We start from the raw sequence: 23,151 nt of genomic DNA on the forward strand, positions 1-23,151 counted from the left end.
TGTAGGAGCCAGGCTTGCCGGCGAAGAACGATAACGCGGTGCATCAGGTACACCTCAGCGTCTGGTTCGCGGGCAAGCCTCGCTCCTACAGGCGAAGAGCGATAACGCGGTGCAGCAGGTGCACCACAGCGTCTGGTTCGCCTGTAGGAGCCAGGCTTGCCGGCGAAAAACGATGGCGCGGTGCATCAGGTACACCTCAGCGCCTGGTTCGCGGGCAAGCCTCGCTCCTACAGGTGAAGGCGGTACCACGGTCTGTCAGGCATGCCCCGGTGTGTTCAGGTTCATCGAGCGGGTTGCCAGGGTCGATGCGGTGGCTTCATCCATGGCCAGCGAGAAACGAAACGTCGCGCCCCGTCCGGGCACATCGATCAACTGAATGTCGCGCCCATGCAATTGCAGGATGCGATGCACGATGCGCAACCCCAGCCCGCCATCGCGACGTGCGCCGCCCAGGTTGAAGGGGCGCAGGAACAACCCTTCGCGCAGTTGCGGGGCAATGCCGGGGCCGCTGTCGCTGACGGTGACCTCGATGAATTCGCCCTGTGGGCGCAGCGTGAGTTCGATTTCTCCACCGGCCGGGGTATGGCGCAGCGCATTGTCGAACAGGTTGGTCAGCACCCGTTCGATCAACCCCAGATCGGCGCAGACGGCCGACACATTGGCGGCGAAGGTGGCCTTCAGTTCGACCCGGCGTGCCTCGGCCGTCAGCTCGAACTTCTGGAAGATGTCCTGGGCCAGGTCGGTCAACGAGAAGCGCTCCAGGATCGGTTGCACGAAGCCGTGTTCCAGTCGTACCAGTTCCAGCAACGACTGGGCGAGCCCGCCGACCTTGCGGCTTTGATCCAGGGCGATGCCCAGATAACGGCGGCGTTCGTTGGGGGCAAGCGTGGCGTCCTTGAGCGAAAGGGTTTCCAGGTAGCCATGCAGGGACGCCAGCGGTGTGCGCAGATCGTGGGAGATATTGGCCACCAGTTCGCGGCGCTCCTGGTCCTGGCGGGTCAAGGTTTGCCACTGTTCACTCAGGCGTACCTGCATCTGCCGGAAGGTGGTGTCGAGAATGGCAATTTCATCGTGGCTGGCGGCCTTTTCCGTCGTACCGGGCAGGGCAGGGGGCACCGGCACGTCATCGATGTCGAAGCGACTGACGGTTTCGGTCAGGCGACGCAGCGGACGGGTGATCAGGGCAAACGCCGTGAGACCGGCAATCAGGCACAGCAGCGCGACCAGTCCGATGGACATCAGGGCGGTTCTGAGCGCTTCGCTGGTCGCGCCCAGTTCGGAAATGCGGTCGTGATCTTCGCCCAGCAAGACCACGTAGAGATAACCCGCCGGTTTGCCATCGACCTTCAGCGGTGCGGCGCTGAACACCTTGCGCGCATCGGCGCTGCGCGGGTCATCGCCGAGAATCGGCAAGGCGTCGCCCTTGAGCAGGCGATGGATGGGGGCCAGGTCGACGCGGTCCCGGTGAATGCGACCCTCCGGTGCCGCGCTGCCGACAATCCTGCCCTCGGTGTCGAGCAGGTAAACCTCGACGCTGGGATTGACCAGCATCAGCTGGCTGAACAGATCGCGCACGGCGTTGGGCATCAGGCCCTGGGTGTCCATCAACACCGTGTCGCGGGCGATGTGTTGCGCCAGGTCACGGGACAAGCCCTGCACCACTTCCTGTTCGTGCATCTGGTTGGAGCGCACCTGCATCCACGCCGAAGTGCCACAGCACACCAGCAGCAGCACGGCGAACACCAGGGACAGGCGTTGCGTCAGGGTCAGCCTCATGGCTGCTGTTCCTCAGTGGTGGCGAATTTATAACCGCGACCCCACACCGTGAGAATGCGCACCGGTTGCGCCGGGTCGTTCTCGATCTTGGCGCGCAACCGGTTGATGTGGGTGTTGACGGTGTGCTCGTAGCCTTCGTGGCTGTAGCCCCACACGGCGTTGAGCAGGTCCATGCGGGAAAACACCTTGCCGGGCTGGCGGGCGAAGAAATACAGCAAGTCGAATTCCCGTGGCGTGAGGTCCAGGCGACGCCCGTCGAGGGTGACTTCGCGGGTGATCGGATCAATGGCCAGGCCGTCGACGATCAGGCTGCCGGCATCCATCTTGAGGTTGCGGGCCATGGCATCGACCCGGCGCAACAGCGCCTTGACCCGTGCTACCAGTTCGAGCATGGAGAACGGCTTGGCCAGGTAGTCGTCGGCACCGAGTTCGAGGCCGAGAATGCGGTGCACTTCGCTGGAGCGCGCGCTGGTGATGATGATGGGGGTGTAGCGCGCCATGGCGCGGGCGCGCCGGCAAATTTCCAGGCCGTCGACGCCAGGTAGCATCAGGTCGAGGATCAGTGCATCCCAGTTGCCTTGCTGCAGCAGGCGCATGCCTTCATCGCCATCGGCGCTGTGCACGACCTCGAACTGCTCATCTCTCAGGTGCAGGCAAATCAGGTCGGCAATATGCAGGTCGTCTTCGACCACGAGGACACGTTTGGTCTGTTCCATCCGGTTCAATCCTTCGACTCAATGGGGACATTGTGCGGGTTTTCCTCGGCGCGAGTTATCACGAATTATTTAACTTCCCGTGAGGATTTGGCGATCAACCCAAGCCTAGGCTGTGTTCCATGCCAGGCAGCTGGATTTTTCGGAGGCGACCATGTTTTCAAGACGGCAATTTCTGTGGGCGGGCGGCGGGCTGGGGGTTGCAGCCCTGGCGATCGGTGTATTGCCAAAATTTGCCACCCGACCTGTATTGATCGACGAGGCCGACGCCGCGGAGGTTTTCGAAGTGACCCACAGCGACAGTGAATGGCACACGATCCTGAGCGACGAGCAATACGACATCCTGCGTGAAGAGGGTACCGAACGGGCCTACAGCAGCCCGCTGAACAACGAGCACCGCAACGGCACGTTCGCCTGCGCCGGTTGCGACCTGCCGCTGTTTTCCTCGGCGACCAAGTTCGACAGCCGCACCGGTTGGCCGAGCTTCTGGGCCCCGCTGGACAAGGCGGTGGCCACGCGTCAGGACCGCACCTTTGGCATGGTGCGCGAAGAAGTCCATTGCCGGCGCTGCGGCGGCCATCTGGGCCATGTGTTTGACGACGGGCCCAAACCCACCGGCTTGCGCTACTGCATGAACGGCCTGGCGATGACGTTCAAACCGGTCTGACCCCGGACACTCTTTCACCCTCTACAGCAGGTAGACGCTATGTGGCTTCTGGTCCTCGCTTATCTTGGCGGTGTGCTGACGATAGTCAGCCCCTGCATCCTGCCGGTGCTGCCGTTTGTCTTTGCCCGCACCGGGCAACCCTTCATGAAAAGCGGTTTTCCGTTGTTGGTGGGCATGGCGCTGACCTTCGCATTCGTGGCCACGTTGGCCGCGGTGGGCGGCGGTTGGGTAGTGCAACTCAACCAGTACGGCCGTTGGCTCGCCCTGGTGTTCGTCGCCCTGTTCGGCCTGACGCTGTTACTGCCGCAACTGGCCGAGCGCCTGACCCGGCCGCTGGTCGCGGCGGGCAGTCGTCTGTCGGAGGCGGCGGGCGCCGACGCGCGGCCACGTCCCGGCGCTTCTTTCCTGATCGGCGTGGCCACCGGCCTGTTGTGGGCACCCTGTGCCGGGCCGATCCTGGGGTTGTTGCTGACGGGGGCGGCGCTGCAAGGCGCCAGTATCCAGACCACCTTTTTGCTGCTGGCCTATGCCGCGGGTGCCGCGACTTCACTGGCTCTGGCGTTACTGTTGGGCGGCAAGGTTTTCACAGCGATGAAGCGCTCGATCGGCGCCGGCGAATGGGTACGTCGTGGTCTCGGTGCCGCGATGCTGGCCGGTGTCGGGGCGATTGCCCTGGGCCTGGACACCGGCATCCTGGCGCAATTCTCGACGGCATCTACGGGTGGAATCGAGCAGGCCCTGGTGGAAAAGCTTGGTGGCCAATCACCGCGTAACAGCGAGGCCATGATGGCGCGCAACCCGAAGTCCGAAGGTGCGATTGCGGTGGCCGACAAGGCTCCGGGCACCTTGCCGGTCGAGGGTAACCTGCCGCCGCTGGATGGCGCCGTGCAATGGCTCAATTCGCCACCCCTGGATGCCCAGGCGTTGAAGGGCAAGGTCGTGCTGGTGGATTTCTGGACCTACTCCTGCATCAACTGCCTGCGCTCGCTGCCCTACGTGAAAGCCTGGGCCGACAAGTACCGCGACCAGGGGCTGGTGGTGATTGGTGTGCACGCCCCCGAGTTTGCCTTCGAGCGCAATGTCGACAACGTCACCAAGGCCATGAAAGACCTGGGCATCCATTACCCGGTGGCCATCGATAATGAATTCAAGATCTGGCGCGCCTTCAACAATGAATACTGGCCGGCGCACTACTTCGCCGATGCCCAGGGACGCATCCGTTATCACCACTTCGGTGAGGGCGAGTACGCCGAGTCGGAGCAAGTGATCCAGCAACTGCTGCGTGAGGCCGGTGCCAAGGTGCAGGACGGCCTGATCAACGCCAAGGCCGATGGCGTGCAGATGGCGCCGGACCAAAGCGCCGTGCAATCGCCGGAAACCTATGTCGGCTACCAGCGTGCGGAGCACTTCGTGCCGGAAACCGCGCTGGTGCCTGACAAGGTCGCGCTCTACAACCCGCCCGCACAACTGGCGCTCAACGATTGGAGCCTCGGTGGACAGTGGCATGTCGGCGCGGAGCGGGCCACCGCCAGTGCCCCGGACAGCCGCATCGTCTACCGCTTCCATGCCCGTGACCTGCACCTGGTGTTGGGCCCCGGTGCTGACGGCAAACCGGTGCGTTTCAAAGTGTTGATCGATGGCAAGGCGCCCGGCAATGCCCACGGCATGGACGTGGCCCCCGATGGCAGCGGCAGCGTGACGGAACAGCGTTTGTATCAATTGGTGCGCCAACCCGGCGAGGTGACCGACCGCACCTTCAGCATTGAATTCCTCGATCCGGGAGCGTCGGCCTACGCCTTCACCTTCGGCTGAAGATCATTTGGTTCATTCAGGAGTCAGTCCCATGAAAAACCTGTTTACCTGGCGTCGTACCCTGCTGGCGTTGGTCGCAGCCGGCGCCATCGGCCAGTGCACGGCCTTCTCGTTCGGTGCCGAAGAGGCGGTGCTCCTTCCGCCGCCGGCTATCGATGAAAGCACTCAGGCGCACAGCGAAAAAGCGGTGTTCGCCGGTGGATGCTTCTGGGGCGTCCAGGGTGTGTTCCAACATGTCAAAGGCGTGAAAAATGCCGTCTCCGGCTACGCGGGCGGTGCAGCCGATACGGCGCAATATGAGCGTGTCAGCAACGGCGATACCGGGCATGCCGAATCCGTCGAAGTGACCTACGATCCGAGCCAGGTCAGCTACGGCACCTTGCTGCAAATCTACTTTTCAGTGGCCCATAACCCGACCGAACTCAATCGGCAGGGGCCCGACCACGGGACGCAGTATCGCTCGGCGATCTTTCCGGAAAACGCCGAGCAACAACGCGTGGCCAAGGCCTACATTGCCCAGCTGGACAGTGCCCGGTCGTTCAGCCAGCCCATTGTGACCAAACTGGAAACCTACAACGGTTTCTATCCGGCGGAGGAGGAGCATCAGGACTTTCTGACCGAGCACCCGACCTATCCCTATATCGTGATCAATGACCTGCCGAAGGTTGCGCAGCTCAAGCAACTGTATCCGGATCGTTATCAGGAGAAACCGGTGCTGGTGAAGGCGGGGATGTAGGGCGGTCAGCCGGAGATCACATTCTTGCCGGCGATTTTCGAGCGGTACAGCGCCTGGTCGGCACGGGCCATCAGGCCGGTCTGTTGTTCCTCATCAAAACGCTGGACCACACCGAAACTCATGCTCACCTTGAAGTCCCCCACAGGCGGCAGGTCGGCGACGCCATGGCGGATGGTTTCTGCCAGGGCCTTGGCATCGGCCAGCGGCGTATCGGGCAGGATCATGATGAACTCGTCGCCGCCCCAGCGCGCCAGCAAGTCACCCTCGCGCACGAAGCGCTTGACGCTCTCGATCGCCTGCACCAGCGCGGCATCGCCCAGCGCGTGGCCGTAGTGATCGTTGATGTTCTTGAAGTCATCGAGGTCCATGGCGATCAATGACAAGGGTCGGCGAAAGCGTTGCGCGCGCTCGCAAGCCAGAGGCAGGGCATTCTCGAGGCGGTAGCGATTGGCGATGGACGTCAGTACATCCGTTTCTGCCAGTTTGCGGTTTTCCTCGAGTTGAATCTGCAGTTGTTGATTGACCCGGTTGAGCTCGCGGGTGTGTTCCTCAACGATGGCTTCAAGGGAGTGATTGCGTTGTTCGAGGGTTTCGAGCAGGCGTTTTTTGTCGTCGATACTGCGGTGCGCCCCGATCATGCGGGCCACCGAGCCGTCGGCATTGCGCGCCAGGACATGACCGCGATCTTCGATCCAGATGTAGCTGCCATCGTGCATGCGGCAACGATATTCGGCCTGATACACCGGTGCGCGTTTTGCGAGGTGGTCATCGAAGCGGGCCATCACGTGCGGGTAATCATCAGGATGGATCACGCTTTCCCAGGTCAACACGTTGTTGTCCAGTGAGTGAGCAGGGTAGCCGAGCATTTCGTACCAGCCGGGGTTGCGATAGACAAACCCGGTGTTGGCATTCCAGTCCCAGATACCGTCGCTGACCAGCTCGAGGAGGGTGTGCAGCATGTCGTCATTCATGTCCGACATGTTGAACTTCAACGGCTCGATATTCGATGCCTCACCCATCGCTGCCTCCCTGATACCTAAATGACACTAGCGCTGCGCAGATTAGAGCATGGCGCATTGACCCGGCTAGTGTTTGCCCCACATCCCCATGGCGAAATCGACGAAGCGACGCAGTTTTGGCAGGCGGTAGCGATCCTGGGCGTATACCAGGTGCATCGGCCGACACGGCAACTGATAACGCTGCAGCAGGGGTACCAGTGTGCCGTCCTTGAGGTCCTGCTCTACCAGAGCATCGGGCACCATCACAATGCCCATTCCGGTTCGCGCGGCCTGGTGCAGGCCGGCCGAACTGTTGATCAGCATCGGGCCGCTGACGGCGACGGCGACTTCACCTTCGGGGCCATTCAGGCGCCATTGCCTGGCCACCGATTGCCAGTCATCGCCGGCCGGATAGGCAAACGCCAGGCAATCGTGGTGTTGCAGGTCTTCGGGTTCTTCCGGGGTGCCGCGTCGCGCCAGGTATTCTTTGGAGGCGCACATGGTCAGGGTGTAATCGATCAGCGGGCGGGCGATCAGGCTGGAGGGTTCCAGCGCACCCAGGCGAAATGCCACGTCAAAGCCATGGTCCATCAGGTCCGGGCGTCGATTGGTCAGCACCACATCCAGTTTCACCCGTGGATTGTGCAGACTGAACTCGCTCAGCGCCGGTGCCAGGCGTTCGGTGCCGAACGTCAGTGGCGCGGTGATGCGCAGGGTGCCGCTCGGTTCGTCGTGGGTCTGCTCGGCCAGGCGCTCTGAGTCCGCGACCAGCCCCAGCACCTCCAGGCAGCGCTGGTAATACGCACTGCCGAACTCTGTCAGGCGCTGGCGCCGGGTGGTGCGATTGAGCAGGCGCACGCCCAGGCGTTGCTCCAATGCCTTGAGGTGATTGCCGACCATGGTCGTGGACATTTCGCACTGCAGCGCAGCGGCGGTCATGCTGCCCGCTTCCACCACCCTGACGTAAACGGTCATCGCCTGGAACAAATCCATTATCAAGCCCAGATTTAAAATGATTGAAGTTATGTCGCGTTTATCCAGCTCAGGTGGCTAACCATACTGCAAAAACACCGACAATTGCTGGAGCCCGATGTCATGACCGCCGCCTGCCTGATGAGCACCTATCAACCCCTGGCCTTGAGTTTCGACAAGGGCCTTGGCACGCGTCTGTGGGATAGGGCCGGTCGTGAATACCTGGATGCGGTGGCCGGCGTGGCAGTGACCAACGTTGGCCATAGCCATCCGAAAATCGTCGCGGCCATCAGTGAACAGGCCGGTTTGCTGCTGCACACCTCCAACCTTTACAGCATCGACTGGCAACAGCGGCTGGCGCACAGGCTGACCGAGCTGGCCGGCATGGACCGGGCGTTTTTCAATAACTCCGGTGCCGAAGCCAACGAAACCGCGTTGAAGCTTGCGCGGCTGTACGGCTGGCACAAGGGCGTCGAACAACCGCTGGTGGTGGTCATGGAAAACGCCTTCCACGGTCGGACCCTCGGCACCTTGTCTGCCAGCGATGGTCCGGCGGTGCGCCTGGGCTTCAACAAGCTGCCGGGGGATTTCGTCAAAGTGCCCTTTGGCGATCTCAAGGCGCTGGAACACGTGCAGCGGGCCTATGGTTCGCGCGTCGTGGCAGTGCTGATGGAGCCGATCCAGGGTGAAAGCGGCATTCAACTGGCGCCACCGGGTTATCTCAAGGCCGTACGGGACTTGTGCAACCGGCGTGGCTGGCTGCTGATGCTCGACGAAATCCAGACCGGCATCGGCCGCACCGGCCAGTGGTTTGCCTTCCAGCACGAAGGCATCGTCCCGGATGTCATGACCCTGGCCAAAGGCTTGGGCAACGGCATTCCCATCGGCGCCTGCCTGGCACGGGGGCGGGCCGCCGAACTCTTTACCCCCGGCAGCCACGGCAGCACCTTCGGCGGCAACCCGCTGGCCTGCCGCGTCGCCTGCACGGTGCTGGACATTGTCGAAGAACAAGGGCTGCTGGAAAACGCCCGGCGGCAAGGCGAACGCTTGCTCGAAGGATTGCGCATGGAACTGGCGGACAACCCGAACGTCCTGGCCATCCGCGGCCAGGGCCTGATGATCGGCATCGAACTCAAGCAACCGGTCCGCGACCTGACCCTGCTCGCGGCACGTGATCACGGCTTACTGATCAATGTCACTCGAGGCCAGACCATTCGCCTGCTGCCACCGTTGACGATTGATGAGCGGGAGGTGGGGATGATTGTCAGAGGGGTGAGCAGGGCGCTGAGAATCGCTTGATATATACCTTTCCAGGGACTGCCGTAGGCTGCTCGAAGCTACGTCAGTTCCTGAAAAGGTATCGAGCGGGTATTTGATGTCGGATTTGATTTTTGCTGTCGCAACGCTTCAATCGATTTGAGTAATCGTTGGGCGTTAGCTTTTGAACTTAAAAGATAAGAAGTTTCGTCGGTTACCGATTGAGCTGCCGCAAGATTTTCATTCTTGCTCGGGTCAGTCGGCATGTGCGGGATTGTTCGCATCGTTTTTATCCTCGTGTTGATCGATGCTCAGTATCTAACTACTCACCAAGAGATTTTTCTGCGAGTGGTGTAGTCCTGATCCGATTTGAAGCCATCCGTGCATCTGACGACATTTAATAGGTTTCCCACTTGGCCTTTGCGAAGTTCGTGGTTTCGACTTGGTCCCTCAATCTGACTTTCGTCCCGCCAAACCCTTCAAACAATCGCTGATGCTCCGCAAACCCACAGGACCCGTCCCGCGTGCGATAGCTGCCCGCCCACTCCAGCAGGGCAATCAGCAACGGGTCTTGTTTGTCGCGTCCGGCTTCGCGCTGGCGAATGTTGGCGACGCACACATCATCTTCAACACTCAGCCAGATCAACGCCGTCGCCTGTGGCAGTAGTTCGCTGATGATCCAGCCATAAACGCCTTCGATCAACCAGCGTTCTTCGCTGGCCGCCACCCGCGCCATCCCCAGCGCTTCACCTCGGGGCCGGGCAATGCTGTGCTCGTCGGATAGCCAGTGAATTCGGTCCAGATCGGTCCAGGGCGCCTGCCATTGTGCGGCCAGTCGTTGCGCCAGCAAGCTCTTGCCCGAGCCGGAGTTGCCGATGATCAGGGTTCGGGTGAAATCCATGGGCGACACCCATCAATTTGTGGGAGCGAGCCTGCTCGCGATTGCGGTCTGTCAGTCGCTTGAGGTGCGACTGTAATACCTTCATCGCGAGCAGGCTCGCTCCCACAGGTTTTAATCATTGTTTTCGGGCGGGATCATCCGGGTCTTCGGCGCGCCATTGGCGTTGTGCTGGAAGATTTCCCGAGGTTGTCCCTGTTCATTGAAGAACACCTGCCCGATTCCTGCAGAATTCCACAGCCGTTCGCCTGCCTCGGCGTGTTCGGGGATGTGCGGCACGATGCGCATGCGGCGGCGTTTGGTCAGCCAGTTGAGCGGCGAGCGTGGCGAGTACAGCCAGCGGTTGAGGCGGTCGAACCATTCCAGCAGAGCAGGTGGGAATTCGTTCTTGATGCCGCTGCTGGTGATCTGCCAGATTCGTGGCCCGGCCTTGCGATGGCGGATCAGTACCTCGTAGACGAAGGAATAGTGCACGTCGCCTGACAGCACCACGTAACTGCCCGGTGTACGCGAGTGTCGGAAAATGTTCAGGATCACCTGCGCCGCGCCGCGATGGGCCATCCAGTTTTCCGCGTCCACCAGCAGGGGATAACCGCACCAGCTGAATACTTTCTGCACCGTTTCGATCAGCTTCACGCCGAAGATCGGCGCGGGGGAGACGATGATCGCCGAGGGGTGATCGAGCAGTTCCTGCTGCAGTTCGCTCAGGGCTTCCCAGTCCAGCAGGCCGGAAGGTTGCCTGAGGTTCATTTCGCTGCGCCAGCGCCGGGTGCGGGTGTCGAGCACCACCATGGCCGGGGTGGTGGGCAGCACGTAGTGCCATTGCTGGAAACGCAGCAATTGGTCGATCAACGCATCCTGCACATCACTGTCCAGGTAATGGTCCTGCCCGGTGGCGCTCAATGAGCGGGCTTTTTCCAGCATCCCGCTGAAGGCATCGGGGTTATTGCCCCAGCCCTGGCACAGCAGGTAGGCGAGCAGTGCGTTGCCGATGATGCGTTTGGAGAACGGATGGCTGTAGGCCGTTTCCTCCCATTGCGCGGAAAGATTCCAGTCATCGGTAATATCGTGGTCGTCGAAAATCATCAGCGTCGGCAGATGCGCCAGCGCCCGGGCCACATTGCCCAGGCCTGCCTTGAAGCCATCGATACGCGTCTGCTCTCGCGCATAAAGTTCGCGTCGCTGCGGTGTCAGCGTCGGCGGTTGCGGCGCGATCAAGGTCCAGGGCGTCGGCGACCAGACCAGCAGGTACATGGCCATGACTTCGGCAAACGTCACCAGATGGTTGTCGGCGCTGCTGCTGGTGAAAATCGGCTTGCGCGCCCCACCGAAAAAACGCTCGCGCAGGGTTTCGTTGCTTTCAAGCTGCGGCAGCAAGTCCGCGCGATGGTAGTAACTGGCGGGGTGCTCGTAGAGCCGGGCGCTGTCGCTGACCACTGCGCCTTGCAGATGTTCACCGAACAATCCCAGCCGCTCGATCAGGGCATGAATCGCCCGCAGCATCGGCCCGGCCACATCGTCGGCGTACACCTGGTCGCCGCTCAACATCAGCAATGCCGGGCGATCCCTGGCCTCGTGTGTTTGCGCCAGCTGTGCATCGACGCACAACAGACCGTCGGCCGCCTGGTGATGGGGTTTGCGACAGGAGCCGTGCAGCAATTGATCGATACTGGAACGCAGGACGAAGTCCGGGCGGCGCGCGTCGCCATACAGCAGGTGTGGCGCCCAATCGGCGATGCCTGTGCCGTCGTCGATCAACAGGTCGTATTCGATTCGCTCATCACAGGGCAGGGCGCTGTCCAGCTTCACATCAATCAGGTGCACAAAGGCATGAGTGCCCACCGCAATCACCGTGCATTGCCCGGCATCCAGACGCAGGTCGGCCAAACCCTGCAAGCGCAGGGTCAGTTGCAGCGGCCGGGAACCCACCAGCCACAGCACCAGCCGCGAAGGCTCCATGCGCCGTAGCAGCGGGCCGGCCAGAACCGGTGGCATTGAAGGGTGATCTTCAGGCAAGGGCAGGGTGACAGACATCCGGGTTCAAGATTCCTGGGGCGCAGACTCGGGCGATGATAGCGCAGGTATTCGCCGCTGCCTGTTAAGCCTTGTGAGCAAGGCTGCGTGGGTCCTCCGGAACTTGTGCCAAGCTGAAGGGGCGCCAATCCGCCTGCCGCTCAGGCAAACCCCGGGAAGCCCATGACATGAAGTTCGCCCATGCGTCGCACATCCGTCGAGAGTTCTACAAGGCCGTTGGCTATTACCTTCGAATTGTCTGGCCGATCTTTTCCACCATGCTGATCGTCATTGTCACGGTCGGGCTGATCATCAGTTACCTGGAAGGCTGGGATCCTGTTGACGGCATCTACTTTGGCTTTGTGACGGGCCTGACCATCGGCTATGGCGAACTCGTGCCAAAACTGCCGCTGTCGCGGGTACTGGCGATATTGCTCGGATTCAACGGCGTGCTGCTGACAGCGATCTGTGCGGCGATCAGCGTGCGGGCGATCGAGACGGCCGTGCGGGTAACGGGCAGCGATAAATAACGCAACTTGCTATTTGGACGTCAACGATAACGCGTGCTGTCTGGGTGACCGCGTTGTCTGGGCGTTTTTCGCGAGCATGCTCGCTCCTACAGGTTTGTGGGTGTTCTGGCTTCCAGCGTCGCTGACGACCCCTCTGTAGGAGCGAGCAAGCTCGCGATGGACGCCAACGATAACGCGTGCTGTCTGGGTGACCGCGTTGTCTGGACGGCTTTCGCGAGCGTGCTCGCTCCTACAGGTTTGTGGGTGTTCTGGCTTCCAGCGTCGCTGACGACCCCTCTGTAGGAGCGAGCAAGCTCGCGATGGACGTCAACGATAACGCGTGCTGTCTGGGTGGCCGCGTTGTCTGGACGTTTTTCGCGAGCGTGCTCGCTCCTACAGGTTTTCGGGTGTTCAGGCCTCCCAGCCCGCCTCGCTGACGGCCACCTGCACCAACGGGTGCAGGTCCGCGCCCTGATGTTCTGTCTGCCAGGCCAGCAATTCCTTGCGCATGTCCGGTGTCCAGTACATCTGCAGGTGATTGCGCACGCCGAGCACGGCCTGTTGCCGGTCCGGCTCGCTGGCGAAGTACTGGCCGATCTGGTTGGCCATCTTGATCAGGTTGGCGGTGCTCATCGGCGTACCTCCGCTTTATCGCCCCGCGCCTTTTGGCGTTCCTTGAGCAAGCGTTGCTGTTCGTCGCTGAAGGCCTGGTAGCGTTTCTGCCATTCCGAAGGGTGGTAGACGCGGCTGACTTCGACGGCGGTGACCTTGTACTCCGGACAGTTGGTGGCCCAGTCGGAGTTGTCGGTGGTGATCACGTTGGCCCCCGATTCCGGGAAGTGGAACGTGGTGTACACCACACCCGGTGCGACCCGCTCGGTGACCCGCGCCCGTAGCACAGTCTGGCCGGCGCGGCTGCCGATGCCGACCCAGTCGCCTTCGTTGATGCCACGGTTTTCGGCGTCGGTCGGGTGGATTTCCAGACGATCTTCGTCATGCCAGGCGACGTTGTCGGTACGCCGGGTCTGCGCGCCGACGTTGTACTGGCTGAGGATGCGGCCGGTGGTCAGCAGCAGTGGATAGCGGTTGTTGACCTTTTCCTCGGTGGGCACATAACCGGTGAGCATGAAACGCCCCTTGCCGCGCACGAATTGCTCGATGTGCATGGTCGGCGTGCCGTCCGGTGCTTCGTCGTTGCACGGCCATTGCAGGCTGCCGTGGCGATCCAGTTCGGCGTAGCTGACCTTGGTGAAGGTCGGCGTCAGGCGGGCGATTTCATCCATGATCTGCGACGGATGCGTGTAGTTCATCGGGTAGCCCAGCGCATTGGCCAGGGCCACGGTGCTTTCCCAGTCGGCCTTGCCGCCCAGCGGTTCCATGACCTTGCGCACCCGCGAAATGCGGCGCTCGGCGTTGGTGAAGGTGCCGTCCTTTTCCAGGAACGAACTACCCGGCAGGAACACGTGGGCGAACTTGGCGGTTTCGTTGAGGAAAATGTCCTGCACCACTACGCATTCCATCGCCGACAGGGCGGCGGTGACGTGCTGGGTATTGGGGTCGCTCTGGGCGATGTCTTCGCCCTGGCAGTACAAGCCCTTGAAACTGCCGGCCAGCGCCGATTCGAACATGTTGGGAATGCGCAGCCCCGGATCGGGTTGCAGGGTGACGTTCCACGCCTGTTCGAATTGCGTGCGGACCGCTTCGTTGGAGATGTGCCGGTAACCGGGCAACTCGTGGGGGAAGGAGCCCATGTCGCAGGAGCCCTGCACGTTGTTCTGCCCGCGCAAGGGGTTTACGCCCACGCCTTCGCGGCCGATGTTGCCGGTGGCCATGGCCAGGTTGGCGATGCCCATGACCGAGGTACTGCCCTGACTGTGCTCGGTGACGCCCAGCCCGTAGTAGATCGCCGCGTTGCCGCCGGTGGCATACAGCCGGGCAGCGGCGCGGATATCGGCAGCGGCCACACCGCAAATCGGGCCGAGGACTTCCGGCGAGTTTTCCGCACGGCTGACGAACTCGCTCCAGCGAGCGAAATCGTCGGCCTCGCAACGGGCGTCGATAAACGCCTGGTTTTGCAGGCCTTCGGTGATGATCGTATGGGCCAGGGCATTGAGCATGGCGACGTTGGTGCCCGGCCGCAGGGCCAGGTGCAGTTCGGCGCGGGCATGCACCGTGTCCACCAGATCGATGCGCCGTGGGTCGATGACGATCAGCCGCGCCCCTTCACGCAGGCGCCGTTTGAGCTGGGAGGCGAACACCGGGTGGGCATCGCTGGGGTTGGCGCCCATCACCAGGACCACGTCGGCCTGCATCACCGAGTCGAAGCTCTGGGTGCCGGCGGATTCGCCCAGGGTTTGCTTCAGGCCATAACCGGTCGGCGAGTGGCAGACCCGCGCACAGGTGTCGACGTTGTTGTTGCCGAACGCGGCGCGCACCAGTTTCTGCACCAGGTAGGTTTCTTCGTTGGTGCAGCGGCTGGAGGTGATGCCACCGATGGAATCGCGGCCATATTTTTGCTGGATGCGGCGCATTTCGCTGGCGGCGTAGGTCACCGCTTCATCCCAGCTGACTTCCTGCCAAGGGTCGTTGATGTGCTTGCGGATCATCGGTTTGGTGATGCGATCCGGGTGAGTGGCGTAGCCCCAGGCAAAGCGCCCCTTGACGCAGGAATGGCCGTGGTTGGCCTGGCCGTTCTTGTCCGGCACCATGCGTACCAACTGGTTGCCTTTCATCTCGGCGCGGAACGAGCAGCCCACCCCGCAATAGGCACAGGTGGTGATCACGCTGCGTTCGGGCTGGCCCATTTCCACCACGTTTTTTTCCATCAGGGTCGCGGTGGGGCAGGCCTGCACGCAGGCGCCGCAGGACACGCATTCGGAGTCGAGGAAGTTCTCGCCACCGGCCGCCGCCACGCGGGATTCGAAGCCGCGCCCGGTGATGGTCAGGGCAAAGGTGCCCTGGGTTTCCTCGCAGGCGCGCACGCAGCGGTTGCAGACGATGCACTTGCTCGGGTCGTAATCGAAATAAGGGTTGGACGTGTCCTTGACGTCGGCCAGATGGTTGTCGCCTTCATAGCCGTAACGCACTTCCCGCAGGCCGACCTGGCCGGCCACGGTTTGCAGCTCGCAATTGCCGTTGGCCGAGCAGGTCAGGCAATCGAGCGGGTGATCGGAGATGTACAGCTCCATGACGTTGCGCCGCAGGGTCGCGAGCTTGGGCGTCTGGGTGTGCACGGTCATGCCTTCGCTGACCGGTGTGGTGCAGGACGCCGGATAGCCGCGCATGCCGTCGATCTCCACCAGGCACATGCGGCAGGAGCCGAAGGCTTCCAGGCTGTCGGTGGCACAGAGCTTGGGAATGGTGGTGCCCATCAGCGCCGCAGCGCGCATCACCGACGTGCCTTCGGGCACGGTGATGCTGCGGCCGTCAATGTTCAGGGTCACTTGCACCTGGCTGTCGCGGGCCGGGGTGCCAAGGTCAATGTCGGTTTTCGGGTCGAAGAGAGTGATCATTGCTTGGCCTCCGAGGCGGGCAGACCGAAGTCGGCAGGGAAGTGCTTGAGTGCGCTGACGACCGGAAACGAGGTCATGCCGCCCAACGCGCACAGCGAACCGTATTGCAGGGTGTCGCACAGGTCCTTGAGGATGATCACCTGCTCATCGCGAGCGCTCGAATCCGGCGCTGCCAGCAGGCGGTCGATCACCTCCACGCCACGGGTCGAGCCGATCCGGCAAGGGGTGCATTTGCCACAGGATTCCTCGGCGCAGAACTGCATGGCGAAACGCGCCATGCGGGCCATGTCGAGGCTGTCGTCCGCCACCACCACACCGCCGTGCCCGAGCATCGCACCGATGGCGGCGAAGGCTTCGTAATCCAGCGGCGTATCGAATTGCGCGGGCGGCACCCAGGCGCCCAGCGGCCCGCCCACCTGAGCGGCTTTCAGCGGCCGACCACTGGCGGTCCCGCCGCCGTAGTCTTCCACCAGCTCGCGCAGCGTCAGGCCAAACGCCCGCTCCACCAGACCGCCGTGACGCACATTGCCCGCCAACTGGAAGGGCATGGTGCCCAGCGAACGGCCCATGCCGTAATCGCGATAGAACTGCGCACCCTTGGCCAGAATCAGCGGCACCGAAGCCAGGGTCAGCACGTTGTGCACCAGCGTCGGCTGACCGAACAAACCCTGCAACGCCGGAATCGGCGGCTTGGCACGCACTACGCCGCGCTTGCCTTCCAGCGAATCGAGCAATGCGGTTTCTTCACCGCAGATGTACGCACCGGCACCGACACGCACTTCCATATCGAAGGCCTGACCGCTGCCAGCGACATCGGCGCCCAGGTAACCGGCCTCCCGGGCAATCGTCAGCGCGTGGCGCAGCGTGGCCACGGCATCCGGATATTCCGAGCGCACATAGATATAACCGAAGGTGGCGCCGGTGCAGAGACCGGCAATGGCCATGCCTTCGATCAGCAGGAACGGGTCGCCTTCCATCAACATGCGGTCGGCAAAGGTGCCGGAGTCGCCCTCGTCGGCGTTGCACACAATGTACTTTTGCGCCGCCTGAGTGCCGCGCACCGTGCGCCATTTGATCCCGGCGGGGAACGCCGCGCCGCCACGGCCACGCAGGCCGGAATCGAACACGGCGGTCGCCGTCTGCTCGCCGCCCAGGGCGATGGCCCGTTGCAACCCTTCGAAACCGCCGTGGGCCCGGTAGTCGTCCAGCGACAGCGGCCGGGTGATACCGGCGCGGGCAAACAGTAAACGTTGTTGCGACTTCAGATATGGCAATTCCTCCACCAACCCCAGGGCCAGTGGATGGCTGGACGGATCGCCTTGCAGCGCATCAAGCACCGAAGGCACATCTGCAGCAGTCAGCGGACCAAAGCCGATGCGGCCTTGCGCGCTGTCCACTTCCAGCAGCGGTTCCAGCCAATACAAACCACGGGAACTGGTGCGCTGCAATTCCAGCGGCAGATTGCGTTCCTGGGCCTGAGTGATCAGCGCTGTGGACACCTCATCGGCACCCACGGCACGGGCCAGCGAGTCAGTCGGCAAATAAAGCGTCGGCATCACGCGTCCTCCCGGCAAGCGTCGAGCAGGGCATCCAGACGCTCGGCGCTAAGCCGCGCATGCACCCGGCCATCCAGCTCCAGCGCCGGCGAACAGGCGCAGGCCCCCAGGCAATAAACGGGGCGCAAACTGATGCTGCCATCGGCGCTGCTGCCGTGATCATCCAGCTGCAAGCGCTCGCGCAACTGCGCCGCCAACTGCTCGGCCCCGCGGCTCTGGCACGACTCGGCGCGGCACAAGCGCAAAATATGGCGGGCCGGCGGCGCGGTACGGAAGTCATGGTAAAAACTGATCACCCCACGCACCTCGGCCTGGCTCAGGTTCAGGGCATGGGCAATCTCGGGGACGGCGACATCGGGGACGTAACCGATGCGTTCCTGGACTTCATGAAGAATGGGCAACAACGCACCCGGAGTGCCCTTGTGGCGCTCCAGCAGACTGTTGACCACAGGCAGGTGCAACATCTCATCAGGCATTCAGCAATCCTCACGGTCACGGACACACTAGGCGGTTGTCGGTAGTCCGAAAGTGTCGGCTGCGGCACTCACACCACGTCACGGTATCGTGGCTTATCAGGCCGTTGGCCAGGGCACCCTGAACGGGCATCTTGTCGTGCCCGGCACGGTCTTCGCCGCGCCTCCTATGGGCATAAAAAGCAGATTGCCACGCGGCTTTTGAATTAATCGCACCAAAGCGACGTATTTGGTTCTGTCTACGACTATCTATTGAGTCTAGATGAGCGCTGCACCTGTGGGAGCGAGCCTGCTCGCGAAGTACCAGAGAGCGCCACGGGGTATCAGGTAGTCAGCGAAATCATTGACGACTATCGCGAGCGCGCTCGCTCCTACAGGAGAGCTGGTGATTGATGGCAAGACCTGCGGTGCTTAGTAATAAAAAGGCCATTGCCAGAGTTGTTTGCAGATTCGCGCCGCTCAGGTTGACCAGGGCGCTAATCAGCCCACCACAGATGAAAACCAGTGTGTTGCCGGCTGATGCCGATGTACCGGCGTTGTCCGGAAACACATCCATGGCCTGGGATGTGGCGATGGGACGGGCAATGGTCGTGCCAGCAGTGCAGACGACCATCGGCAGCAACACTGCCAGGGTCGAAACACCTAACAGGCTCGAAAGCAAAAGCATCGCCAACCCCGAGAAAAAGATCAGCCCAAGGCCGACGATGATTTGCGTATTGGCCGCGATTCGCCTGACCAGAGTTTGCGCAACGATGCCACCGATGATGTAAGCCGCACCATAGAGCAACAACGTAAGGGAGAAGGCGTAAGCCGAGAGTTGCAGTTGATCCATGAAAATCAGCGGCGAGATCACAATGAAGGAAAAGTGGCAGCTGAAAGCGATGGCCGCAATCACCCAGTAACCCATGAAGTACGCATTGCCACAGATCTGTCGATAAGACTGAAAAATGCCTCGTCGTGGCATCACGGCGGGACGTTGGTCCTCCAGAAAGAAACACGCCTTCACAAAAACAGCGGCGGCCAATGCAATGAACAGGAAAAAGCTGCCAGGCCAGTTCAGCGCCTGTTGCAGCACACTGCCCAATAACGGGGAAACGGAAATGAAAACCCCGCTGGCAGTGACCATCAGAATTCGCAGGCGATCCCGCTCATGGCCTTCAAACAAATCCTGCACCAGCGCCTGTGACAGTACGAAACAGCCGCAACCGATCGCCTGCACCATGCGGAATATAAGGAACCACTTGTACTCGGTCGAGAGCACACAACCTGTTGCGCCCATGATTGCAATCGCCATCCCTCCAAGTAGCAAGACTTTGCGCCCCACAGCATCCGATAGTGGACCGATCAAGAGTTGAGAAAGGGAGATACCGATGGCGAACAGGCTGATTGAAAGCGCAATGTCTGATGGTGTGGTCTGGAAGTGATTGGCCAAAGCCGGGAAGGAGGGAAGGAGGACATCGAGGGGGAAGACACCGAGCAACACCATTGTTATCAGGAGGAGGAAAGCTGTCCGCTTTTTGCGTGTGCCGACGAAATTTTTGTCACTATTCATCGAGAAGTCCTGCCTTCGAGAATAGTTTTCGATGGGCGGGCAGATCAAAAACTCCCGCCATCTTTAATGCCTGTAGAGTCGAGCCTGCTCCTGAACGAGCACGAAGTAGGTACGAATTGGCATCCGTCATGTCACAGAGGATTTGTGCAATAGTTAGTTTATCCAGACCAACCACGCGTATGAACATCTTGAGGGGTATAGGCGGAAGGGAACTTTTTAGTGCCAACATGAAATATTTTTGATAGAGCGTCCCAACCCCATTCAATGTGAGTGTTTTTTGGTCTTGTAAGAATTCCGGCGTTAAAAAATCGGAATCAATTGAGTTCGAATGGTCAAATTTTTCGAGGGCGTCGATTGGTTCGGCAAGCCGAAGCGAATACTTTAGGTTAAGTTCAAATTGCTTGTGATTTTTATAATTCCAGACTATCTGACAAGGTGTGCGCGGAATTACAAATAAATTAGGATTCACTTGCATCGGAGTGATTCTCTGGATAAGTCTATAGAAAGCACAGGGTTGCCGGTACTCCCCAGTGCTTCATTTACTTATCGTGCTTTTGGAGTAACCAAAAAGGCCAGGTTGGCGATGTTGGAAGATTTCAGAGTGATTGCTTTCATCTTTTGAACTCCTTGTAGTATTTGAAAATCGCCACCTCGTGGTGATAGTTAGATAGTAGCTATTGGTTTGCGTTATTCAATAAAATATTATGTAGGGTGATTCTGGAAATCTTGTAGGGTAGCTCCTACGTATTCGTGAGTCTGTAAGGTTTGTCCGACAATATTCTCATTGGCGTAAGCTCTAGTCTCACGAGTAACGTCGATAGGCACTGTTTAAAGTGAATAGAAATGGAAGCGGGGCTTTCGCCTCCTGTTTCTATGCCAGACAGTCAATTGTTTGGAAGTAACGGACTAAAAGGGGGCTGTTTTATTTTTTGGCCAAGAGAAATAGATCTGTCCTCTTTGTCAATAGCGCCAGACCGGAGAAAAGGGGACTGATTTATTATTGGATGAGACGTGGCGACCAACTCCGGTCTGTCCGTCGGGCGCTTCACCTTTTAGGCAGCCACATTCATTGAATATCTTTCAGATAATCCTTGAGCGCAACGAGCGGCACATCAAGCTGCTCCATCACCTGAACCCCGGCAAACTCCCCCACCAACCTCCCCAACTCCCGCCCCAACGGCTTATCCACACCCCCAACCGCCTCCAACGCCAACCCCACGCACTCACCCACCTTCACCTGAATCCCCGCAACATCCCCCCGCCGCACCAGCAACTCGAACACATCCCGCTGGTAATCACCCATCACCAGGTCGTCACGCAGGATCGGGCTTTGGTCTTCCGTTTCGTAGGCCAGTTTGAGGGAGTAGAGGGCGACGGTTTCCAGTGAGTGTTCCATGGGGTGGGTCCTTTGGGGCGCTTTGGGTGTCGGTTTGTTGGTGGAGGCGTTTTTGAGGGGGGAGGATGGCGTGGGGTTTGTTCGCCGGCAAGCCTGGCTCCTACGGGGGAGGTGGGGTGTCAGGGGCTTTTCTGCGGGCGAAAAAAAAGGTCTTGCTAAGCAAGACCTTTTTCAATTTTGGTGCCCCGAGGGAGACTCGAACTCCCACTCCTTTCGAAAACGGATTTTGAATCCGCCGCGTCTACCAATTCCGCCATCAGGGCAATGGCCGCGGAGTATAGAGAGGTGATAACCGCTGGTCAATCAGGTACATGGAGAATTTTTGATATTTCCGCTAGACTTCCCGGCCCTGCTAGACGAACCCCATCATGCGCGTTGCTGACTTTACTTTCGAACTCCCTGATTCGCTGATCGCTCGCCATCCCTTGGCCGAGCGTCGCGGCAGTCGCCTGTTGACCCTGGATGGGGTGAGCGGCGCCCTGGCACACCGTCAATTCACTGATTTGCTCGAGCATTTGCGCCCGGGCGATTTGATGGTGTTCAACAATACCCGGGTGATTCCGGCGCGGCTGTTTGGCCAGAAGGCTTCCGGCGGCAAGCTGGAAATCCTGGTGGAGCGGGTGCTCGACAGTCATCGCGTGCTGGCCCATGTGCGTTCCAGCAAGTCGCCCAAGCCTGGGTCGAAGATCCTGATCGACGGCGGTGGCGAGGCCGAGATGCTGGCGCGTCACGACGCGTTGTTCGAACTGGGGTTTGCCGAAGAGGTGTTGCCGCTGCTCGACCGCGTCGGCCATATGCCGTTGCCTCCTTATATAGATCGCCCGGATGAGGGCGCCGACCGCGAGCGTTATCAGACCGTGTATGCGCAGCGTCTGGGCGCGGTGGCGGCGCCGACGGCGGGGCTGCATTTCGATCAGGTGCTGCTGGAGGCGATTGCCGCCAAAGGCGTCGAGACTGCGTTCGTGACCTTGCACGTTGGCGCCGGCACGTTCCAGCCAGTGCGGGTCGAGAAGATCGAAGACCACCACATGCACAGCGAATGGCTGGAAGTCGGCCAGGACGTGGTGGATGCGGTCGCTGCGTGCCGTGCGCGTGGCGGTCGAGTGATCGCAGTGGGCACCACCAGCGTGCGTTCCCTGGAAAGCGCCGCCCGCGATGGCGTGCTCAAGCCGTTCAGCGGCGATACGGACATCTTCATCTACCCGGGCCGGCCGTTCCATGTGGTCGATGCCCTGGTCACCAACTTCCATTTGCCCGAATCCACGCTGTTGATGCTGGTTTCGGCGTTCGCCGGTTATCCCGAAACCATGGCCGCCTACAAAGCCGCGGTCGATAACGGGTACCGCTTTTTCAGCTACGGTGATGCGATGTTCATTACCCGTAATCCCGCACCACGTGGCCCCGAGGAATCTGTATGAGTCGCGAATGTCGCATGTCTTTTGAGCTGCTGGCCACCGATGGCAAGGCTCGTCGTGGTCGCCTGACCTTCCCCCGTGGCACCGTCGAGACCCCGGCCTTCATGCCGGTGGGCACCTACGGCACGGTCAAGGGCATGCTGCCACGGGATATCGAGGCGATTGGCGCCGAAATCATTCTGGGCAACACCTTCCACCTGTGGCTGCGTCCCGGCACAGAAGTGATCAAGGCCCACGGCGACCTGCATGACTTCATGAAGTGGAAAGGCCCGATCCTGACCGACTCTGGTGGCTTCCAGGTGTTCAGCCTGGGCGCCATGCGCAAGATCAAGGAAGAGGGCGTGACCTTCGCCTCGCCGGTCGACGGTTCCAAGGTGTTCATGGGTCCGGAAGAGTCGATGCAGGTCCAGCGCGACCTGGGCTCCGACATCGTGATGATTTTCGACGAATGCACGCCGTACCCGGCCGACGAAGACGTCGCCCGCGTGTCCATGGAGTTGTCGCTGCGTTGGGCCCAGCGCTCGAAAAACGCCCATGGCGACAACACCGCGGCGCTGTTCGGTATCGTTCAGGGCGGCATGCACCAGGACCTGCGCATGCGCTCCCTGGAAGGCCTTGAGAAGATCGGTTTCGACGGCCTGGCCATCGGCGGCCTGTCGGTGGGCGAGCCCAAGCATGAAATGATCAAGGTGCTGGATTATCTGCCGGGCCAGATGCCGGCTGACAAACCTCGTTACCTTATGGGCGTTGGCAAACCGGAAGATCTGGTTGAGGGTGTGCGCCGCGGTGTGGACATGTTCGATTGCGTGATGCCAACCCGCAATGCCCGCAATGGGGTCGGCACTGCAATTGGCCTGACGCTGGCCTGGGCCCTGTTCGATCTGTTCCCCAATCCG

General features: G+C 60.9%; 21 protein-coding genes and 1 tRNA gene. 7 read left to right on the plus strand and 15 right to left on the minus strand.

The window, feature by feature from the left end; all coding sequences use genetic code 11:
- Positions 1 to 255 precede the first annotated feature (255 nt).
- Positions 256 to 1,776: a HAMP domain-containing sensor histidine kinase gene (locus ACQKP2_RS17440; protein ID WP_427578157.1), complete on the minus strand. Its 1,521-nt coding sequence runs from the start codon at positions 1,774 to 1,776 to the stop codon at positions 256 to 258.
- Entirely contained in the window at positions 1,773 to 2,492 is a 720-nt protein-coding gene (locus tag ACQKP2_RS17445; protein ID WP_427578158.1) for a response regulator transcription factor, read from the minus strand. Before ACQKP2_RS17445 ends, ACQKP2_RS17440 begins: the two co-directional genes overlap by 4 nt.
- 151 nt (positions 2,493 to 2,643) lie before the next feature.
- On the opposite strand from ACQKP2_RS17445, the gene msrB reads away from it, so the two are divergent.
- From msrB to msrA, 3 genes are read left to right on the plus strand one after another with little or no spacing between them, the layout of a single operon-like run.
- The gene (msrB, locus tag ACQKP2_RS17450) at positions 2,644 to 3,156 is read left to right on the plus strand and encodes a peptide-methionine (R)-S-oxide reductase MsrB (protein ID WP_427578160.1); all 513 of its coding nucleotides are present in this window, start codon (positions 2,644 to 2,646) and stop codon (positions 3,154 to 3,156) included.
- A gap of 39 nt (positions 3,157 to 3,195) precedes the next feature.
- The gene (locus ACQKP2_RS17455; protein ID WP_427578161.1) at positions 3,196 to 4,968 is read left to right on the plus strand and encodes a cytochrome c biogenesis protein DipZ; all 1,773 of its coding nucleotides are present in this window, start codon (positions 3,196 to 3,198) and stop codon (positions 4,966 to 4,968) included.
- Positions 4,969 to 4,999: 31 nt separating this feature from the next.
- Positions 5,000 to 5,704, plus strand: a complete 705-nt coding sequence (gene msrA / locus ACQKP2_RS17460; protein WP_427578163.1) for a peptide-methionine (S)-S-oxide reductase MsrA — start codon at positions 5,000 to 5,002, stop codon at positions 5,702 to 5,704.
- Between the two features lie 5 nt (positions 5,705 to 5,709).
- Here msrA and ACQKP2_RS17465 read toward each other — a convergent pair whose 3' ends face one another.
- Positions 5,710 to 6,723 (minus strand): sensor domain-containing diguanylate cyclase, encoded by a 1,014-nt coding sequence (locus ACQKP2_RS17465; RefSeq protein ID WP_427578164.1) that lies wholly within the window; start codon positions 6,721 to 6,723, stop codon positions 5,710 to 5,712.
- Positions 6,724 to 6,789: 66 nt separating this feature from the next.
- Complete coding sequence (locus tag ACQKP2_RS17470) at positions 6,790 to 7,695, minus strand: LysR family transcriptional regulator (RefSeq protein WP_427578166.1); 906 nt, start codon at positions 7,693 to 7,695, stop codon at positions 6,790 to 6,792.
- A 102-nt stretch (positions 7,696 to 7,797) separates the two neighbouring features.
- Here ACQKP2_RS17470 and ACQKP2_RS17475 point away from each other — a divergent pair, with 102 nt between their 5' ends.
- The gene (locus tag ACQKP2_RS17475; RefSeq protein WP_427578167.1) at positions 7,798 to 8,973 is read left to right on the plus strand and encodes an aspartate aminotransferase family protein; all 1,176 of its coding nucleotides are present in this window, start codon (positions 7,798 to 7,800) and stop codon (positions 8,971 to 8,973) included.
- 38 nt (positions 8,974 to 9,011) lie between these two features.
- On the opposite strand, the gene ACQKP2_RS17480 is transcribed toward ACQKP2_RS17475, so the two are convergent.
- From ACQKP2_RS17480 to ACQKP2_RS17490, 3 genes are all read right to left on the minus strand, one after another.
- Entirely contained in the window at positions 9,012 to 9,215 is a 204-nt protein-coding gene (locus ACQKP2_RS17480) for a hypothetical protein (protein WP_427578168.1), read from the minus strand.
- A gap of 113 nt (positions 9,216 to 9,328) precedes the next feature.
- Positions 9,329 to 9,832: an adenylate kinase gene (locus tag ACQKP2_RS17485; protein ID WP_427578169.1), complete on the minus strand. Its 504-nt coding sequence runs from the start codon at positions 9,830 to 9,832 to the stop codon at positions 9,329 to 9,331.
- A gap of 111 nt (positions 9,833 to 9,943) precedes the next feature.
- Positions 9,944 to 11,863 (minus strand): alkaline phosphatase D family protein, encoded by a 1,920-nt coding sequence (locus ACQKP2_RS17490; RefSeq protein WP_427578170.1) that lies wholly within the window; start codon positions 11,861 to 11,863, stop codon positions 9,944 to 9,946.
- Between the two features lie 167 nt (positions 11,864 to 12,030).
- Between ACQKP2_RS17490 and ACQKP2_RS17495 the strand changes: the two genes are divergently transcribed.
- Entirely contained in the window at positions 12,031 to 12,372 is a 342-nt protein-coding gene (locus ACQKP2_RS17495) for a potassium channel family protein (protein ID WP_427578171.1), read from the plus strand.
- Positions 12,373 to 12,762: 390 nt separating this feature from the next.
- Here ACQKP2_RS17495 and ACQKP2_RS17500 read toward each other — a convergent pair whose 3' ends face one another.
- The 8 genes from ACQKP2_RS17500 to ACQKP2_RS17535 all read right to left on the minus strand — a co-directional run bounded on the left by ACQKP2_RS17500 (position 12,763) and on the right by ACQKP2_RS17535 (position 21,103).
- Positions 12,763 to 12,984 carry a formate dehydrogenase subunit delta gene (locus tag ACQKP2_RS17500; RefSeq protein ID WP_427578173.1) on the minus strand — a complete coding sequence of 74 codons (222 nt, stop codon included), beginning with the start codon at positions 12,982 to 12,984 and terminating at the stop codon, positions 12,763 to 12,765.
- A complete protein-coding gene (gene fdhF / locus ACQKP2_RS17505) occupies positions 12,981 to 15,863 on the minus strand; it encodes a formate dehydrogenase subunit alpha (RefSeq protein ID WP_427578174.1) in 2,883 nt (960 codons plus the stop codon). The genes ACQKP2_RS17500 and fdhF overlap by 4 nt, the downstream gene beginning before the upstream one ends.
- Positions 15,860 to 17,419: a formate dehydrogenase beta subunit gene (locus ACQKP2_RS17510; RefSeq protein ID WP_427578176.1), complete on the minus strand. Its 1,560-nt coding sequence runs from the start codon at positions 17,417 to 17,419 to the stop codon at positions 15,860 to 15,862. Before ACQKP2_RS17510 ends, fdhF begins: the two co-directional genes overlap by 4 nt.
- Positions 17,419 to 17,895, minus strand: a complete 477-nt coding sequence (locus ACQKP2_RS17515) for a formate dehydrogenase subunit gamma (protein ID WP_427578177.1) — start codon at positions 17,893 to 17,895, stop codon at positions 17,419 to 17,421. The genes ACQKP2_RS17510 and ACQKP2_RS17515 overlap by 1 nt, the downstream gene beginning before the upstream one ends.
- A gap of 337 nt (positions 17,896 to 18,232) precedes the next feature.
- Entirely contained in the window at positions 18,233 to 19,444 is a 1,212-nt protein-coding gene (locus ACQKP2_RS17520; RefSeq protein ID WP_427578178.1) for an MFS transporter, read from the minus strand.
- The gene (locus ACQKP2_RS17525) at positions 19,437 to 19,919 is read right to left on the minus strand and encodes a hypothetical protein (RefSeq protein ID WP_427578179.1); all 483 of its coding nucleotides are present in this window, start codon (positions 19,917 to 19,919) and stop codon (positions 19,437 to 19,439) included. The genes ACQKP2_RS17520 and ACQKP2_RS17525 overlap by 8 nt, the downstream gene beginning before the upstream one ends.
- Before the next feature lie 591 nt (positions 19,920 to 20,510).
- Complete coding sequence (locus ACQKP2_RS17530; RefSeq protein WP_427578181.1) at positions 20,511 to 20,840, minus strand: hypothetical protein; 330 nt, start codon at positions 20,838 to 20,840, stop codon at positions 20,511 to 20,513.
- 178 nt (positions 20,841 to 21,018) lie between these two features.
- Positions 21,019 to 21,103: transfer RNA gene (locus tag ACQKP2_RS17535), tRNA-Leu, on the minus strand.
- Positions 21,104 to 21,208: 105 nt separating this feature from the next.
- Between ACQKP2_RS17535 and queA the strand changes: the two genes are divergently transcribed.
- Positions 21,209 to 22,258, plus strand: coding sequence for a tRNA preQ1(34) S-adenosylmethionine ribosyltransferase-isomerase QueA (gene queA / locus ACQKP2_RS17540; RefSeq protein WP_427578182.1), 1,050 nt, complete (start codon positions 21,209 to 21,211; stop codon positions 22,256 to 22,258).
- Between the two features lie 14 nt (positions 22,259 to 22,272).
- Positions 22,273 to 23,151 (plus strand): tRNA guanosine(34) transglycosylase Tgt (gene tgt / locus ACQKP2_RS17545; protein WP_427578184.1); only part of this gene is annotated, 879 nt, incomplete at its 3' end.

Source organism: Pseudomonas sp. NPDC089569 (genome assembly GCF_050280625.1).
GTDB lineage: Bacteria > Pseudomonadota > Gammaproteobacteria > Pseudomonadales > Pseudomonadaceae > Aquipseudomonas.